Consider the following 16,294-nt stretch of genomic DNA (forward strand, 5'->3'; position numbering starts at 1 on the left):
GACTCCTTGCGCCGAACGCGCTTCTCCCTCGCCGCCGCCGTCGCGGTGGCGACCACGGCCGGTCTCGTGGCCGTCCCGAGCGCGGCCCAGGCCGCGCCCAAGGACGTGACCGTCCAGCTGCTGGCCATGAACGACTTCCACGGCCGGATCACGCCGCAGACCGGGGCCGACGGCTCGCTGGCGACCGCGCCCGGTGCGGACGGCAAGCTCGGCACCTCGGACGACGTCACCGTGCCGGTCGGCGGCGCGCCGCAGATCGCCGCCACCGTGGAGCGTCTGCAGTCGACGTTCAAGGACACCACCCAGGGCCCGTCGACGTCGTTGTTCGTCGGTGCCGGCGACCTGGTCAGCGCCTCGTCGTTCGAGTCGAGCGTCTACAAGGACGAGCCGACGATCGAGGCCCTCAACGCCATGGGCCTGGACGTCTCCTCCGTGGGCAACCACGAGTTCGACCGGGGCACCGAGGAGCTGCGCCGCATCTCCGGCGCCACCGACGGCACCTACAGCGACGACGTCGAGGCGTGCGAGGGCATTACCCCCGGCGTCGACGGCTGCTTCGGCGAGGGCGAGCACGCCTTCCACGGCGCGGAGTTCCCCTACCTGGCCGCGAACGTCATCGACAACGCCACCGGCCGGCCGATGCTCCCGCCGTACCAGGTCTTCCAGACCCCGGCCAACCAGCGGTTCGCGCTCATCGGCGTGGTCACCGAGACCACCCCGACGATCGTCTCGCCCGACGGCGTCCGGGACGTGACCTTCATCGACGAGGCCGACGCGATCAACCAGTGGGTGCCGGAGCTGCAGCGCCAGGGCATCGAGGCGATCGGCGTCCTCGTCCACGAGGGCGGCGCGGTCACCGACCCGGCCGCCACCACCACGGCGAACAGCTGCACCGGGCTGACCGGCCCGATCGTCGACATCAACGCCCGCACCTCCGCGGCAGTCGACCTGATCGTCAGCGCGCACAGCCACAACGCCTACAACTGCCGCCTGGACGACCCGAGCGGCAAGCCCCGCCTGGTGACCCAGGCCGGCTACTACGGCCGCCTGGTCACCGACATCCGTCTCACCATCAGCCGCAGCACGGGCGACGTCGTGCGGACCGCGACCTACTCGGCCACCAACGTGCCGGTGACCCGCGAGGCCGCCGACCCCGAGGTGCAGTCGATCGTCGACTACTGGAACGCCCGCGCTGCCGAGTCCCGCAACGTCGTCGTCGGCTCGGCCACGGCGTTCATCGGCAACTCGGTCTCGAGCCAGCGCGGCGCCGAGCAGCCGATCGGCAACCTGGTCGCCGAGGCCCAGCGGGTGGCGCTGCAGCAGGCGCAGTTCGGCAACCCGGTCATCGCCTTCATGAACCCAGGCGGCGTGCGGGCCAACATCGAGGCCGGTGAGGTCACCTACGGCGAGCTGTTCGCCGTCCAGCCCTTCGGCAACACGGTCAACGCGATCACGCTCACCGGCGCGCAGATCGACGACGTGCTGGAGCAGCAGTTCCAGCTGGGCGGGGGCCCGCGCAACAGCCAGCTGGTGCTGGGCACCTCGGCCGGGTTCAGCTACCGGTACGACCTGACCCGGCCCTACGGGGACCGGGTGGTCGACAGCTCGATCACGCTGAACGGCACCGTGCTCTCGGCGAACGCCCCGTACCGGGTCGCCGCCAACTCGTTCCTCGTCACCGGTGGTGACCGCTTCGACGCCTTCACCGGCGGGACGGACCCGGTCACCGGCCCGGTCGACGTCGACGCCCTGGTGGCGTACTTCGCGACGCAGTCCCCGGTCAGCCCGCCGGCCGCGAACCACGGCCTGCCCGTCTGACCGACGCACCGTCCGGGCCCGGCCGGTCATGGCGGCGGCGGTACTACCGTCGCCGCCGTGGCCACCCCGACCGAGCCCGACCCGACCGGCACCGACCCGAGGCCGGCTCCCGCACCGTGGGGGCCGGCCTCCGGCGTCGGGTCGCTGCCCGGCACCGACCCGGTCGAGGCCCTGCGGGTCGTCCTGGGGGAGCTGCCCGGCCTGCCGCACCTGCCCGAGCTGCCCGCCCGCGGCGCGGGTGCGGACCTGCTCGGCCGCAGCGCCGCCCTCCTCGTCGACCTCGCCGTCGACCTGACCCCCGCCGGCTGGCGTCTCGTGCCGCGCCCCGGCCGGGACCTGCGCCGCGCCCAGGAGCTCCTCGCCCGCGACCTCGACGCCCTGCACGACGTCGCCGGCGGCCACCGGGGCCCGTTCAAGGTGCAGGCCGCGGGGCCGTGGACGCTGGCCGCCGGCCTCGAGCGGGAGCGCGGCGAGCGGGCCGTCGTCGACGCCGGCGCCCGCCGCGACCTCGGGCAGTCGCTGGCCGAGGGCATCGCCGCGCACGTCGCGGCCGTGACCGCGCGGGTGCCCGGCGCGCAGGTCGTCGTCCAGCTCGACGAGCCCTCGCTGCCGGCGGTCCTGCAGGGCGCGCTGCCGACGGCGAGCGGTTTCGGCCGGCTGCCCGCCGTCGCCGCGCCCGACGTCGAGGCGGAGCTCGCCGCGGTCGTGACTGCGCTGCCCGTCCCGGTGGTCGTGCACTGCTGCGCGAACCGGGCGCCGCTGGACCTGCTGCGCGCCACGGGCGCGGCCGGGCTGTCGTTCGACCTCGGGCTGGTCCAGGACCTCGACGCCGTCGGCGCCGCCGTCGAGGCCGGCACCCACCTGCTGCCCGGCGTCGTCCCCGGGACCGACGCGCCGCTGCCGGCGCCGAAGGCCACCGCCTCGCGGCTGCGCGCCTGGTGGCGCGAGCTCGGCTTCCCGGCCGAGACGCTGCACGAGGCGGTCACCCTCACCCCGGCCTGCGGCCTGGCCGGCGCGAGCCCCGCCCACGCGCGGGCGGCGATGGCCCACGTCCGCGAGGCCGCGCGGTACCTGCTGCCCGAGTGACCGACACCCGATCGGGCGGACCGGCACCGGAGTCAGACCCGGCGGATACCGTGCCCGCGTGAGCACGGACGCCGAGCTGGACACCCCGCACGTCGCCGCGGTCGCCGAGCGGGAGGACCTCACCGAGGTCCCCGACGACGCGCGCACGCGCCACCGCGACCTGTCCGAGGAGCTCGACCGCTACGCCTTCGCGTACTACGTGCGCGACGAGCCGCTGGTCAGCGACGGTCAGTACGACGAGCTCATGGCCCAGCTCAAGGCCATCGAGGCCGACCACCCGGCGCTGGTCACGCCGGACTCGCCGAGCCAGAAGGTCAACGGCGGGTTCACCGCCACCTTCGCCCCGGTCCGGCACCTCGAGCGCATGCAGAGCCTGGACAACGTCTTCGACGCCGAGGAGCTGTCGGCGTGGGCCGGGCGGGTCACCCGCGACGCCGGGGCGGGCGTGCGCTGGCTGTGCGAGCTCAAGGTCGACGGGGTCGCGGTCGCGCTGGTCTACGAGGACGGCCGGCTGGTCCGCGCGGCCACCCGCGGCGACGGGACGACGGGGGAGGACGTCACCCCCAACGTGCGCACGATGGCCGACGTCCCGCAGCAGCTGACCGGCGACGACGTGCCCGCGCTGCTGGAGGTGCGCGGCGAGATCTACTTCCCGACGGCGGCCTTCGCCGACGTCAACGCCGGCATGGTCGAGCAGGGCAAGCCGCCGTTCGCCAACCCGCGCAACGCCGCGGCGGGCTCGCTGCGGCAGAAGGACCCGCGGGTGACCGCCTCCCGGCCGCTGCGGCTGGTGGTGCACGGCCTCGGTGCGCGGCGCGGCTTCGAGCCGGAGCGGCAGTCGGAGGCCTACGAGCGGCTGCGCGCGCTCGGCCTGCCGGTGAGCGACCGGTTCGCGGTGGTCGACGACCTCGAGGCGGTGTGGGCCTACGTCGAGCGCTACCGCGAGCAGCGGCACTCGGTGGAGCACGAGATCGACGGCGTCGTCGTCAAGGTCGACCAGGTCGCGCTGCAGCGGCGGCTGGGCTCGACGGCGCGGGCGCCGCGCTGGGCGATCGCGTTCAAGTACCCGCCGGAGGAGGCCACCACCAAGCTCCTCGACATCCGGGTCAACGTCGGGCGCACCGGCCGCGTGACGCCGTTCGCCTACATGGAGCCGGTCAAGGTCGCCGGCTCCACCGTGCAGCTGGCCACGCTGCACAACGCCAGCGAGGTCAGGCGCAAGGGCGTGCTCATCGGCGACACGGTCGTCATCCGCAAGGCCGGCGACGTCATCCCCGAGGTTCTCGGGCCCGTCGTCGCCGCGCGCACCGGCGACGAGACCGAGTTCGTCATGCCGACGCACTGCCCCGAGTGCGGCACCGAGCTGCGGCACGAGAAGGAGGGCGACGCCGACATCCGCTGCCCGAACGCCCGGTCCTGCCCGGCGCAGCTGCGGGAGCGCGTCTTCCACGTGGCCGGCCGCGGCGCCTTCGACATCGAGGTGCTCGGCTACGAGGCCGCGATCGCGCTGCTGGCCGAGCACCTGCTCGAGGACGAGGGCGACGTCTTCGACCTCACCGAGGAGAAGCTCCGCGGCACCGACTTCTTCACCAAGAAGGACGGCACGCTCTCGGCCAACGGGCAGCGGCTGCTGGCCAACCTGCAGGCGCGCAAGGACGTGCCGCTGTGGCGGGTGCTCGTGGCCCTGTCGATCCGGCACGTGGGGCCGACCGCCGCCCAGGCGCTGGCCCGCGACTTCCGCTCGCTGGACCGGATCGCCGAGGCGTCGGAGGAGGAGCTCGCCGCCGCCGACGGCGTGGGCCCGACCATCGCCCGCTCGGTGCGCGACTGGTTCGCCGTCGACTGGCACCGCGAGGTCGTGGAGAAGTGGCGCCGGGCCGGCGTGAAGCTGGCCGACGCCGGCGAGGACACCCCGCCCGGGCCGCTGACCGGCGTCACCGTCGTCGTCACGGGGTCGCTGCGCGACTACAGCCGCGACCAGGCGATCGCCGCGATCCAGGAGCGCGGCGGCAAGGTGACCGGGTCGGTGTCGAAGAAGACCGGCTTCGTGGTGGTCGGCGCCGACCCCGGCAGCAAGTACGACAAGGCCGTGCAGGTCAAGGCGCCGATCCTCGACGACGACGGCCTGCGCGTGCTGCTCGAGGAGGGGCCCGAGGCCGCCCGCGCGGTCGCGACGATCGGCGACGGGAGCGAGCCGGCGGGGGAGTGAGTCAGGCCGGGGGCAGGTGGGCGACGCTGGCGGCGATCCCGGTGAGGTGGGTCAGCCGCAGCAGCTCCGAGCGGCGGTAGGCGGGCCCGCCCGAGCGCCCCAGGACGACGGCGGTGTGCGGGTCGCCGAAGGGCGCGGCCATCATCTCGACGGCCATCTCCCGCCAGCGCTCGGGCAGCCAGTCGTCCTCGCTGGGCAGCAGCCGCGGCGAGGACAGCGGCAGCCACGGCAGCCGCATGCCCTCGAACGCCGGTGCCGCGTCGGAGGCGGCCAGCGTCTCGCAGCCGCCGTCGCCGTCGGCGTGCAGCACCGCCGCCCAGCCGCTGTGGAACACCCGCGGCAGCTCGGCGGCCAGCAGCTTGACCGCGAGGGTGGGCGGGGGTGACTCGGCCGCCCGCGCCAGCCCCTCGAGCAGGTCGAGCTCGCGGTGGGTGTCCAGCGGCCCGGCGAAGGGGCGCAGTGTCTCCACCTGGACGCCGGGCACCGACTGCACGGCGGTGATCAGGCTGTCCGGGAGCCGGCCGGGCGGGAGGTCGACCACGACGTCGTCGACGGCGACGCCGTTGCCGCGCTCCAGCACGTCCACCGAGACGATGTCGACGCCCGCCGTGCCCAGGGCGGTCGCCACCGCGCCGAGCAGACCGGGACGGTCGGGCACGACCAGCCGCAGGAGATAGGACACGGGTGCCTCCGCAGGCGACGAGGTGAGCCGATCTCCGTCGATCGTGGGTCCGAGCAGCTTCCCCCATGCGGAGCCCGGGGTCGAGCACCGCGCCCGGCCGGACCGGCGCCCCACCGTCCCCACGTACAGTGAACAGGTTGCGTCCCTGGCGCCGGCCGGCGCCGACGACAGGAGTCCTCCCCCAGCATGAGCCCCACCACGCCCGACCGCGGAGCGTCGCCCGCCCTCGGCCGCCAGGACATCGCGCACCTCGCGCGGCTGGCCCGGCTGGCCGTCACCGACGAGGAGCTCGACCGCTTCGCCGGCCAGCTGGGCGCGGTCCTCGACGCGGTGGCCCAGGTGCAGCGCGCCGACGTCGAGGACGTCGCCCCGATGACCCACGCCGTCCCGCTGACCAACGTGCTGCGCGACGACGTCGCCACCCCGTGCCTGCCGCGCGACGCCGTCCTGGCCGGCGCGCCCGCCGCCGAGGACGGCCGCTTCCGCGTGCCGCGCATCCTGGGGGAGGAGGAGTGAGCGACCTCACCGCCCTGCCGGTCACCGCGCTGCAGAGCGCGCTCGCCGCCGGCGAGACCTCCGCCGTCGAGGTCACCCGCGCCCACCTGGACCGCATCGCCGCCGAGGACGGCGACCTCGGCGCCTACCTGCACGTCGACGCCGAGGCCGCGCTGCGGCGGGCCGGCGAGATCGACGCCTCGGGCACCGCCGGCACCGGGCTCGCGGGCATCCCGGTCGCGCTCAAGGACGTCTTCGTCACCGAGGGCGTGCCCACCACCAGCGGCTCGCGGATCCTCGAGGGCTGGCGACCGCCGTACTCGGCCACCGTCGCCACCCGGCTGCACGAGGCCGGCACGGTGCTGCTCGGCAAGACCAACATGGACGAGTTCGCGATGGGCTCGTCCACCGAGAACTCCGCCTACAAGGTCACCCGCAACCCGTGGGACCGCGACCGCATCCCCGGCGGCTCCTCGGGCGGTTCCAGCGCCGCGGTGGCCGGCCGGCTCGCCCCGTTCGCGCTCGGCACCGACACCGGCGGCTCGATCCGCCAGCCCGCGGCGGTCACCGGGCTGGTCGGCCACAAGCCCACCTACGGCTCGGTGTCGCGCTACGGCCTGATCGCGTTCTCCTCCAGCCTCGACCAGGCCGGCCCGATGGCCCGCACGGTCGCGGACGCCGCCTTGCTGCACGAGGCGATCGGCGGTCACGACCCGCGCGACTCCACGAGCATCGACGCGCCCGTGCCCACCGTCGTCGAGGCCGCCCGCCGCGGCGCCGGCGGTGACCTGTCCGGCCTGCGGGTCGGCGTCGTCCGGGAGCTGGGCGGCGAGGGCGCGCGCGAGGGCTACGACGCCGGCGTGCTCGAGCGGTTCGCCGAGTCGGTCGCGCTGCTGGAGGCGGCCGGCGCCGAGGTGCACGAGGTCTCCTGTCCGTCGTTCGGGCTGGCGCTGCCGGCGTACTACCTGATCGCGCCGAGCGAGGCGTCGTCGAACCTGGCCCGCTTCGAGGGCATGCGGTTCGGCATCCGGGTCGGCGACGACGGCACCCGCGACATCGACGAGGTCATGGCGCTCACCCGCGAGCAGGGCTTCGGCGCCGAGGTCAAGCGCCGGATCATCCTCGGCACCTACGCGCTGTCGGCGGGCTACTACGACGCCTACTACGGCCAGGCGCAGAAGGTGCGCTCGCTCATCACCCGCGACTTCTCCGCCGCCTTCGACGGCGGCGTCGACGTGCTGGTCAGCCCGACCAGCCCGACGGTGGCCTGGCCGATCGGCGCCCGCGTCGACGACCCGCTGGCCATGTACGCCGCCGACCTGTGCACGCTGCCCGCGAGCCTGGCCGGCGTCCCGGCCATCTCGGTGCCGTGCGGGCTGTCGGAGGGGCTGCCGGTCGGCCTGCAGGTGATGGCGCCGGCGCTGGCCGACGACCGCTGCTACCGGGTGGCCGCCGCCGTCGAGGCGGCCCAGGGCGCGCCGCTCGCCGACCGGCTCGCGGAGCGTGCCGCGTGACCGGCCCGCTCAAGGCCGCCTGGGGCCTGGTGGCCTTCGTCGTCCTGGCCGGCCTGGTGCTCTGGCTGGTCACCGGCAGGGCCGTCTTCGCCGTCTTCATCGTCCTGGGCGTGCTGACCGGCCTCGGTGCCTGGGTCACCGGCCGCAGCACCACCCCGAAGGGAGGGCCCACCCCGTGACCGAGCCCCTCGTCGACCTCGACGACGTCCTCACCCGCTACGAGCCGGTCATCGGCCTGGAGACCCACGTCGAGCTGGGCACCGAGTCGAAGATGTTCTGCGGCTGCTCGACGACGTTCGGCGCCGAGCCCAACACCCAGACCTGCCCGGTCTGCCTCGGCCTGCCCGGGTCGCTGCCGGTGGCCAACGCCACCGCCGTCGAGTCGACCATCCGGATCGGCCTGGCGCTGGGCTGCCGGATCGCGTCCTGGTCGCGCTTCGCCCGGAAGAACTACTTCTACCCGGACATCCCGAAGGGCTTCCAGACCAGCCAGTACGACGAGCCGCTGTGCACCGCCGGGCACCTCGACGTCGAGGTGGACGGCGAGACCTACCGCGTGGAGATCGAGCGGGTGCACCTCGAGGAGGACACCGGCAAGAACCTGCACGTCGGCGGCGTCACCGGCCGCATCCACGGCGCCGACCACTCGCTGGTCGACTTCAACCGCGCCGGCATCCCGCTGGTGGAGATCGTCACCCGCCCCGTGGCCGGCGCCGGCGCCAAGGCCCCCGAGGTCGCCCGCGCCTACGTCACCGAGCTGCGCGAGATCATCCAGACCCTCGGCGCCTCGGACGTGCGGATGGAGCAGGGCAGCCTGCGCTGCGACGTCAACACCTCGCTCGCGCCGATCGGCAGCCTGGAGTGGGGCACCCGCACCGAGACCAAGAACGTCAACTCGCTGCGGTCGGTGGAGCGGGCGGTGCGCTACGAGATGCGCCGGCAGGCCGCCGTCCTCGACGCCGGCGGGCGGGTGCTGCAGGAGACCCGGCACTTCCACGAGGACACCGGCAGCACCTCGCCGGGCCGCAGCAAGGAGGAGGCGACCGACTACCGGTACTTCCCCGAGCCCGACCTCGTGCCGCTCGCGCCCGACGCCGAGTGGGTGGAGAAGCTGGCCGCCGGGCTGCCCGAGCTGCCCGCCGCCCGCCGCCGCCGGCTGCAGGAGGAGTGGGGCCTGTCGGCCACCGAGATGACCTGGCTGGTCAACGCCGGGGCGCTCGGGCTGGTCGAGCAGACCGTCGCCGCCGGCGCCACGCCGGCCGACGCCCGCAAGTGGTGGCTGGGCGAGCTCGCCCGCCGGGCCAACGACGCCGGCGTCGAGCTCGCCGACCTCGCCGTCACCCCGGCCCAGGTCGCCGAGCTGACGACGCTGGTCGCCGAGGGCACCGTCAACGACAAGCTGGCCCGTCAGGCGCTCGACGGCGTCCTGGCCGGCGAGGGCGACCCGCGCGCCGTCGTCGAGGCCCGGGGCCTGGCGGTGATGGGGGAGTCCGACGAGCTCGTCGCCGCCGTCGAGGCCGCGATCGCCGGCGCGCCCGACGTCGTGGAGAAGGTGCGCTCGGGCAAGGTCCAGGCGCTCGGCGCGCTGGTCGGGCAGGTCATGAAGGCCACCCGCGGCCAGGCCGACGCCCCGACCGTGCGCCGGATGCTCGAGGAGCGCGTCCTCGGCAGCTGACCTGCGGGCACTCCCGCGGATCCGCACCGTGCGGGTCCGCGGGAGTGCACGGTCACACGGGGGAGGAGCCGGTCGACGACGGCGGCAGGATCCGCAGCACCTTGTCGTCGTCCTCGGCGGGGGCGCCGATGCCGTCCCGGTTGGACGTGGTCACCCACAGCGCGCCCTCGCTGTCGAGCACGACGGTGCGCAGCCGGCCGTAGCGGCCGCTGATGAGCTCGGTCGGGTCCCCGCTGACCCCGCCGTCGCCGTCGAGCTGGACGACGTGCACCCGCTGGCCGTCGAGCGCGCCGAGGAACACCGTGGTCCCCGCGGCGGCGCAGCCGCCCAGGCCGCCCTCGGCGTTGCCGACCTCGAACAGCGGCGCCATCGTCCCGGGGCCCGCGGCCGGCCAGCCGTGGTCGCTGCCCTCGACCAGCTCGTTGAGCTCGTCGGGCCCGGCGGAGGACTCGTCGACGGCGTAGAGCGTGCCCGCCTCGTCGCCGGACGGGCAGACCGCCGTGACGTCGGAGAAGCCGCGGCTGTACACGGGGCCCGAGGCGGTCGCGGGCTGGCCGAAGACGTCGACGTGCAGCACCTTGCCGCCGAGCGAGGCCGGGTCCTGCGCCAGCGCCGGGTTGCCGGTGTCGCCGGTGCCGACGAACAGGGTGCCGTCAGGGGCGAACGCGAGCCCGCCGCCGTTGTGCACCTCGCCGCGGGGGATGCCGGTGAGCACCGGGTTGGGCGTGCCGCCGAGCGGGAAGCGGACGACGCGGTTGTCGGTGGCCGTCGAGACGTAGGCGTAGAAGAGCCCGTCCTCGTCGAACGTGGGGGACAGCGCCAGGCCGAGCAGCCCGCCGTCGCCGCCGGTGTCGACGCCGGGCAGGACCATGAGCTCCTGCGCGGGCGACCGGTCGGGGAAGACGTGCAGCAGCCGGCCGGTCTCGCGCTCGCCCACGACCGCGCTGCCGTCGGGCAGCACGACCAGCCCGGTGGGCACCAGCAGGTCGGTGGCGACGACGTTCGGGTCGCCGGCGGTGGTGCCGGAGCCGGGGTCCGCGGGGTCGCCGGGCGAGGGCGCGGGGGAGGACTCGGTGGGCGGCCCGACCTCGGGCGGCGCCCCCTCGGGCAGCGGCCGGAACGGCCCGGCCGGCTCGTAGCCGTCCTCGCCGCAGCCGGCGAGCACGAGCGCCAGGGCGACCGCGCAGCCCGCCGCGGCGCCGCGCCGTCCCCGCTGCCGCCTCACCCGCTCCACAGTACGGGCGCGACGCCACCGGCAGCCGCACGCCGGGCACCGCTCCGGCACGCGCGCAGCGCCCCGGAGCGGTGCCCGTCCCCGGTAGGTTGCCGTCCTCACCCGGGCGAGCAGCGGAGGCCGGCATGCGGATCGCGGGAGACGGCGGCGGGCGGCCGCGGGTGGTCACCGTCGGCGGCGGCTTCGCCGGACTCACCGCCCTGCGCAGGCTGCAGCGGCTGCTCCCCCCGGACGCCGCCGACCTGGTCCTGGTCACGCCGACGGACTACCTGCTGTACAGCCCGCTGCTGCCCGAGGTGGCCACCGGCGTGGTCGAGGCGCGGCACATCGCGGTCTCGCTGCGGCGGCTGCTGCCCCGGGTGCGCCTGGTCCTGGGCCGGGTCGAGGAGGTCGACCTGGCCGCGCGGTCGCTCACGCTGCGGCCGGCGCACGGGACCCCGACGGCGATGGCGTGGGACCGGCTCCTGCTCACCCCGGGCGCGGTGACCCGCCAGGTGCCCGTCCCCGGCGTCCCCGAGCACGGCCGGGCGCTCAAGACGCTGGTCGAGGCGGTGTTCCTCCGCGACCACCTGCTCGAGCAGCTCGACCTCGCCGACGCCCTGCCCGACACCCCGGCCGGCCGGGCCGAGCGCGCCGCGCGGCTCACCGTGGTCGCCGTCGGCGCGGGCTACACCGGCACCGAGGTGGTCGCCCAGACCCAGCGCTGGCTGCGCCGGATCGAGAGCCGGTGGGACCGCACCCGCGCCGCCGAGGTGCGGTGGGTGCTCGTCGACCTCGCGCCGGCGGTGCTGCCGGAGCTGGGCCCCGAGCTCGGCCGCCGCGCACTGGACGTGCTCGCCCGCCGCGGCGTCGACGTCCGGCTGCGCACGTCGGTGGTCTCCGCCGACGAGGACGCCGTCGTCCTCACCGACGGCGAGACGATCCCGACCCGCACGCTGGTGTGGGGCGCCGGGGTCGTCGCGCACCCCCTCGTCGGCCGGCTGGGGCTGCCGCTGCGCCGGGGCCGGCTCGCCGTCGACCCCGACCTCGCCGTCCCCGGGGCGCCCGGCGTGTGGGCCGCGGGCGACGCCGCCGCCGTCCCCGACCTCGCCGCCGGGGAGCAGGACGGCGAGCTGCCGGACACCCCGCCGACGGCGCAGCACGCCCAGCGGCAGGGCGCCGTCCTCGGCCGCAACGTCGCCGCCAGCCTCGGCGTCGGCCGGCCCCGCCGGTACCGGCACCGCGACCTCGGCCTGGTCGCCGACCTCGGCGGCTGGGACGCCGTGGCCCGGCCGCTGGGCGTGCCCCTGACCGGGCCGCTGGCCAAGGTCGTCACCCGCGGCTACCACCTCTACGCGATGCCGGCGATGGCCAACCGGGTGCGGGTCGCGGCCGACTGGCTGTTCCAGACGGTGCTGCCGCCGGAGTCCACCCAGCTGTCGGTGGTCCGGCCCGAGGACGCGCGCATCGCCACCGCCCAGGGCCTCGCCCCGCAGGCGGTTCCCGGCCCGGAGGTCGCCGCCGGCGCCTCCTAGGGTCGGGAGCCGTGGCTCCCGAGATCCGCGGGTCCGACGTCGTCGGCCCCGACGAGACCCTGACCGTCCTGGTGCCCACCCGGGAGATGGCCGCGGCGGTGGAGGCGCTGTCCCCGCGCGTGCGCGCCTTCCGCGCCGACCCCGCCGACGGCCCGCCGCCGGAGGAGGCCGCGCGGGCGCAGGTGTGGGTGCCGCCCAGCGGCGGCGCGAGCCCGGACGAGGCGTTCCTCGACGCGCTCCCGCGGCTGCGGCTGGTCCAGCTGGTCAGCGCCGGCGCCGAGCGGTTCGTCGGCCGGCTGCCCGAGGGCGTCGTGCTGTGCAACGCCCGCGGCGCGCACACGCCGTCGACGGCCGAGTGGGTGCTGGCCGCGACGCTGGCCGCCCAGCGCGGCCTGCCCGACCTGGTCCGCGCGCAGGACGCCGGCCGGTGGAGCCCCGGCACGTTCTCCTCGCTGGTCGGCGCGCGGGTGCTCGTCGTCGGCGCGGGGGACATCGGCCGCCGGATCGGCGCGATGATGTCCGGCTTCGACGTCGAGCTGACCTACGTCGCCCGCACCGCCCGCGACGGCGTCCACGGCACCGACGAGCTGCCGCGGCTGCTGCCCCACGCCGACGTCGTCGTCCTCGTCGTGCCGGTCACCCCGGAGACCACCGGCCTGGTCGACGCGGACTTCCTCGCCGCGATGGGGGACGGCGCGCTGCTGGTCAACGCCGCCCGCGGGGTCGTCGTCGACACCGACGCGCTGGTGGCCGAGCTGACCGCGGGCCGGCTGCGCGCCGCGCTCGACGTCACCGAGCCCGAGCCGCTGCCCGAGGGGCACCCGCTGTGGTCGGCGCCCGGACTGCTGCTCACCCCCCACGTGGGCGGGGCGGTGCCGCAGACCGCCGCCCGCGCGGAGGCCGCCGTGGTCGCGCAGCTGCGCCGCGTGCTGGCCGGGGAACCCCTGGCCGACGTCGTCGGCGACTACTGACGCCGGATCACGGGAACGGGGTCCGGCGACGCGGGATCATGGGGACGTGGCAACCCTCGCGCGCATGCGGCTGAGCCGGGTCGCGCTGCTCCCCATCGTCTTCCTCGCCGTCTGCGTGCTGCCCTTCGCCGCCGCCTCGCCGTGGGCCGCGCTCGTCCTGCTGCTCCCGCTGCTGGCGGCGGTCTGGGTGCTGCGGGTGGGCGTCGACGTCGACGAGGAGGCGATCACCACGCGCGGGCTGGTCGGGCAGCGCCGGGTGCCCTGGGACGACCTGGCCGGCATCCGCGTGGGCCGCAACGCCCGGCTGCGGCTGGTCACCACCGGCGGCGGGGAGGTGCCGCTGCCGGTCCTGCGGGCCCGCGACCTGCCGCGGCTGGCGGGGTGGTCCGGCGGCCGTTTCGACGTCCCTCAGCCCCCGGCGGCCTGACCCGCCAGCGCGCGCAGCCGCCCGGCGCTCTCGCTGCCCTCGGCCGCGGTGTAGACGACCAGCTGCAGCCCGGGGGCGTCGGCGGGCGTGAGCTGGTGGTGCTCCAGCAGCAGGCTGCCCACCTCGGGGTGCTCGAAGCGGCGCTCGGCGGAGCTGAACCGGTCGACGTCGTGGCTGGCCCACCCGGCGCGGAACTCCGGGCTGGCCGCCTCGAGCCGGGCGACGAGGTCGACGACCGCCGGGTCGGCCAGCCGCGGGCCCACCTCGGCGCGGAACTGGGTGAGGAACCGCCGGCTGTCCCCGGCCCAGTCCGCCAGCAGCGCCCGCACCGCCGGGTCGGTGAAGACCAGCTCCAGGAGGTTGCGCCGGTCCGCGGGGGCGGCCGCCACCCCGGGGTAGAAGCGCGCGTAGGCGCGGTTCCACCCGGCGATCCACCAGTCGGCGGTGATGGCGTAGGCGGGGGAGGGGCCCAGCGCGTCCAGCAGGCGCTGCACGTGGCCGGGCATCCCGCCGTCGGGGTCGCCGGGTGCGGCGCCGCCGTGGCCGGTCAGCCGCAGCACGTAGCCGTGCTCGGCCGGGGTCATGCGCAGCGTGCGGGCCAGCGCGTCGACCACCTGCCGGGACGGGCGGATGTCGCGGCCCTGCTCCAGCCACGTGTACCAGGTGGAGCTCACCCCGGACAGCAGCGCGACCTCCTCGCGGCGCAGCCCCGGCGTGCGCCGGGGGCCGCCGGCGGGCAGGCCGGTGACGCGCGGGTCGACCTGGGAGCGGCGCGAGCGCAGGAACTCGCCGAGCTCCCGGCGGGCGGTGGCGGACACGGCGGCTCCCGGGTGGTGGTGTCGGTACCAGTATCGACGGCGTCTGGGAGCGCCCCGGCACCGCGCCTACGCTCGCGGGCGTGACGACCGTGGACGACCCCCGCACCACCGCCGACGTCAAGCCGCGCAGCCGCGAGGTGACCGACGGCATCACCAAGGCCCCGGCCCGGGCCATGCTGCGCGCCGTCGGCATGGGCGACGACGACTGGGACAAGCCGCAGATCGGCGTGGCCTCGTCGTGGAACGAGATCACCCCGTGCAACCTCTCGCTGGACCGGCTGGCCAAGCGGGCCAAGGAGGGCGTGCACGCCGCCGGCGGGTTCCCGCTGGAGTTCGGCACCATCTCGGTCTCCGACGGCATCTCCATGGGCCACGAGGGCATGCGCGCCTCGCTGGTCAGCCGCGAGGTCATCGCCGACTCGGTGGAGACGGTCATGTTCGCCGAGCGGCTCGACGGCTCGGTGCTGCTCGCCGGCTGCGACAAGTCCCTGCCGGGCATGCTCATGGCCGCCGCCCGGCTGGACCTCGCCAGCGTCTTCCTCTACTCGGGCTCGACGCTGCCGGGGAGGCTCGGCGACCGCGACGACCTGACGATCATCGACGTCTTCGAGGCCGTCGGCGCCTGCGCCCGCGGGCTGATCACCCAGGACGAGCTGGCCGCCGTCGAGCGCGCCGCCTGCCCCGGCATGGGCTCCTGCGGCGGCATGTACACCGCCAACACCATGGCCAGCGTCGCCGAGGCGCTGGGCATGAGCCTGCCCGGCAGCGCCGCCCCGCCGGCGCCCGACAGCCGCCGCGACGCCTTCGCCGTCGCCTCCGGCGAGGCCGTCGTCAACCTGCTGCGGAAGGGCATCACCGCGCGGCAGATCATGACCAGGGAGGCGTTCGAGAACGCGATCACCGTGGTCATGGCGCTGGGCGGCTCCACCAACGCCGTCCTGCACCTCATGGCCATCGCGCACGAGGCGCAGGTCGAGCTCACCCTCGACGACTTCAACCGGATCGGCGACCGCACGCCGCACCTGGCCGACGTCAAGCCCTTCGGCCGGTACGTCATGACCGACATCGACCGCATCGGCGGCGTCCCGGTGGTCCTGCGCGCGCTGCTCGACGCCGGACTGCTGCACGGCGACACGCTCACCGTGACCGGGAAGACCATGGCGGAGAACCTCGCCGAGATCGCCCCGCCGGACCCCGACGGCGCGATCATCCACGCGATGGCGCAGCCCATCCACAGGTCCGGCGGCCTGACGATCCTGCGCGGCTCGCTGGCGCCCGAGGGCGCCGTGGTGAAGTCGGCCGGCTTCGACCGCGACGTCTTCGAGGGCACCGCCCGGGTCTTCGACGGCGAGCAGGGCGCGATGGACGCGGTCACCGAGGGCACGCTGCAGGCCGGCGACGTCGTCGTCATCCGGTACGAGGGGCCCAAGGGCGGGCCGGGCATGCGCGAGATGCTCGCCGTCACCGGCGCGATCAAGGGCGCGGGCCTGGGCAAGGACGTCCTGCTGCTCACCGACGGCCGGTTCTCCGGCGGCACCACCGGCCTGTGCATCGGCCACGTCGCGCCGGAGGCCACCGAGGGCGGCCCGATCGCGCTGGTCCGCGACGGCGACCCGGTCCGGCTGGACCTCACCACCCGCACCCTGGACCTGCTGGTCGACGACGACGAGCTGGCCCGCCGCCGCGCGGGCTGGGCGCCGCTGCCCCCGCGCTACACCACCGGCGTCCTCGGCAAGTACGCCAAGCTGGTCGGCTCCGCGGCGAACGGCGCGATCTGCGGTTGACCGCGGGCACCCCGATGGGGTGAGGGCGCTCCCCGGGGCCTGTCCCCGGGGGGCGCCGCTGCCGACA

At 75.9% G+C, this 16,294-nt stretch carries 14 protein-coding genes; 11 read left to right on the plus strand and 3 right to left on the minus strand.

Going from position 1 to position 16,294, the window contains the following annotated elements; translation table 11 throughout:
* Window positions 1-6: 6 nt before the first annotated feature.
* Genes ACI8AK_RS16045 through ligA form a run of 3 tightly spaced genes read left to right on the plus strand, consistent with a single transcriptional unit; the run spans window position 7 to window position 5,113 of the window.
* A complete protein-coding gene (locus tag ACI8AK_RS16045) occupies window positions 7-1,818 on the plus strand; it encodes a bifunctional metallophosphatase/5'-nucleotidase (RefSeq protein ID WP_456902587.1) in 1,812 nt (603 codons plus the stop codon).
* A gap of 57 nt (window positions 1,819-1,875) precedes the next feature.
* Window positions 1,876-2,904, plus strand: coding sequence for a methionine synthase (locus ACI8AK_RS16050; protein ID WP_456957073.1), 1,029 nt, complete (start codon window positions 1,876-1,878; stop codon window positions 2,902-2,904).
* Window positions 2,905-2,962: 58 nt separating this feature from the next.
* Window positions 2,963-5,113 (plus strand): NAD-dependent DNA ligase LigA, encoded by a 2,151-nt coding sequence (gene ligA, locus ACI8AK_RS16055; RefSeq protein WP_456957075.1) that lies wholly within the window; start codon window positions 2,963-2,965, stop codon window positions 5,111-5,113.
* A gap of 1 nt (window position 5,114) precedes the next feature.
* Here ligA and ACI8AK_RS16060 read toward each other — a convergent pair whose 3' ends face one another.
* Window positions 5,115-5,795: an ACT domain-containing protein gene (locus ACI8AK_RS16060; protein WP_456957077.1), complete on the minus strand. Its 681-nt coding sequence runs from the start codon at window positions 5,793-5,795 to the stop codon at window positions 5,115-5,117.
* Window positions 5,796-5,981: 186 nt separating this feature from the next.
* Between ACI8AK_RS16060 and gatC the strand changes: the two genes are divergently transcribed.
* From gatC to gatB, 4 genes are read left to right on the plus strand one after another with little or no spacing between them, the layout of a single operon-like run.
* The gene (gene gatC, locus ACI8AK_RS16065) at window positions 5,982-6,311 is read left to right on the plus strand and encodes an Asp-tRNA(Asn)/Glu-tRNA(Gln) amidotransferase subunit GatC (RefSeq protein WP_387992616.1); all 330 of its coding nucleotides are present in this window, start codon (window positions 5,982-5,984) and stop codon (window positions 6,309-6,311) included.
* Window positions 6,308-7,804 (plus strand): Asp-tRNA(Asn)/Glu-tRNA(Gln) amidotransferase subunit GatA, encoded by a 1,497-nt coding sequence (gene gatA / locus ACI8AK_RS16070; protein ID WP_456957078.1) that lies wholly within the window; start codon window positions 6,308-6,310, stop codon window positions 7,802-7,804. Before gatC ends, gatA begins: the two co-directional genes overlap by 4 nt.
* Window positions 7,801-7,983, plus strand: a complete 183-nt coding sequence (locus ACI8AK_RS16075; RefSeq protein ID WP_387992622.1) for a hypothetical protein — start codon at window positions 7,801-7,803, stop codon at window positions 7,981-7,983. The genes gatA and ACI8AK_RS16075 overlap by 4 nt, the downstream gene beginning before the upstream one ends.
* Window positions 7,980-9,479, plus strand: coding sequence for an Asp-tRNA(Asn)/Glu-tRNA(Gln) amidotransferase subunit GatB (gene gatB, locus ACI8AK_RS16080; RefSeq protein ID WP_387992625.1), 1,500 nt, complete (start codon window positions 7,980-7,982; stop codon window positions 9,477-9,479). Before ACI8AK_RS16075 ends, gatB begins: the two co-directional genes overlap by 4 nt.
* 52 nt (window positions 9,480-9,531) lie before the next feature.
* Here gatB and ACI8AK_RS16085 read toward each other — a convergent pair whose 3' ends face one another.
* Window positions 9,532-10,704, minus strand: coding sequence for a PQQ-dependent sugar dehydrogenase (locus ACI8AK_RS16085; protein ID WP_456902592.1), 1,173 nt, complete (start codon window positions 10,702-10,704; stop codon window positions 9,532-9,534).
* 134 nt (window positions 10,705-10,838) lie between these two features.
* On the opposite strand from ACI8AK_RS16085, the gene ACI8AK_RS16090 reads away from it, so the two are divergent.
* The 3 genes from ACI8AK_RS16090 to ACI8AK_RS16100 are packed head-to-tail and all read left to right on the plus strand — an operon-like array spanning window position 10,839 to window position 13,625.
* Window positions 10,839-12,227 (plus strand): NAD(P)/FAD-dependent oxidoreductase, encoded by a 1,389-nt coding sequence (locus tag ACI8AK_RS16090; RefSeq protein ID WP_387992631.1) that lies wholly within the window; start codon window positions 10,839-10,841, stop codon window positions 12,225-12,227.
* A gap of 11 nt (window positions 12,228-12,238) precedes the next feature.
* Entirely contained in the window at window positions 12,239-13,198 is a 960-nt protein-coding gene (locus tag ACI8AK_RS16095; protein WP_387992634.1) for a 2-hydroxyacid dehydrogenase, read from the plus strand.
* A 46-nt stretch (window positions 13,199-13,244) separates the two neighbouring features.
* Complete coding sequence (locus ACI8AK_RS16100; protein ID WP_456957080.1) at window positions 13,245-13,625, plus strand: PH domain-containing protein; 381 nt, start codon at window positions 13,245-13,247, stop codon at window positions 13,623-13,625.
* Here ACI8AK_RS16100 and ACI8AK_RS16105 read toward each other — a convergent pair.
* On the minus strand, window positions 13,607-14,443 hold the full coding sequence (locus tag ACI8AK_RS16105; RefSeq protein WP_387992640.1) for a helix-turn-helix transcriptional regulator: 837 nt from the start codon (window positions 14,441-14,443) through the stop codon (window positions 13,607-13,609). The two genes, ACI8AK_RS16100 and ACI8AK_RS16105, sit on opposite strands and share 19 nt — an antisense overlap.
* A gap of 80 nt (window positions 14,444-14,523) precedes the next feature.
* Between ACI8AK_RS16105 and ilvD the strand changes: the two genes are divergently transcribed.
* Entirely contained in the window at window positions 14,524-16,227 is a 1,704-nt protein-coding gene (gene ilvD, locus ACI8AK_RS16110) for a dihydroxy-acid dehydratase (RefSeq protein WP_456957081.1), read from the plus strand.
* The last annotated feature ends 67 nt before the right edge of the window (window positions 16,228-16,294 follow it).

The sequence above is a fragment of the Geodermatophilus sp. SYSU D00867 genome (assembly GCF_054050315.1).

Excerpts from the sequence above, each read along its gene's own strand:
- gatC (WP_387992616.1), top strand. The coding sequence starts at position 5,982 with ATGAGCCCCACCACGCCCGACCGCGGAGCGTCGCCCGCCCTCGGCCGC.
- ACI8AK_RS16090 (WP_387992631.1), top strand. The coding sequence starts at position 10,839 with ATGCGGATCGCGGGAGACGGCGGCGGGCGGCCGCGGGTGGTCACCGTC.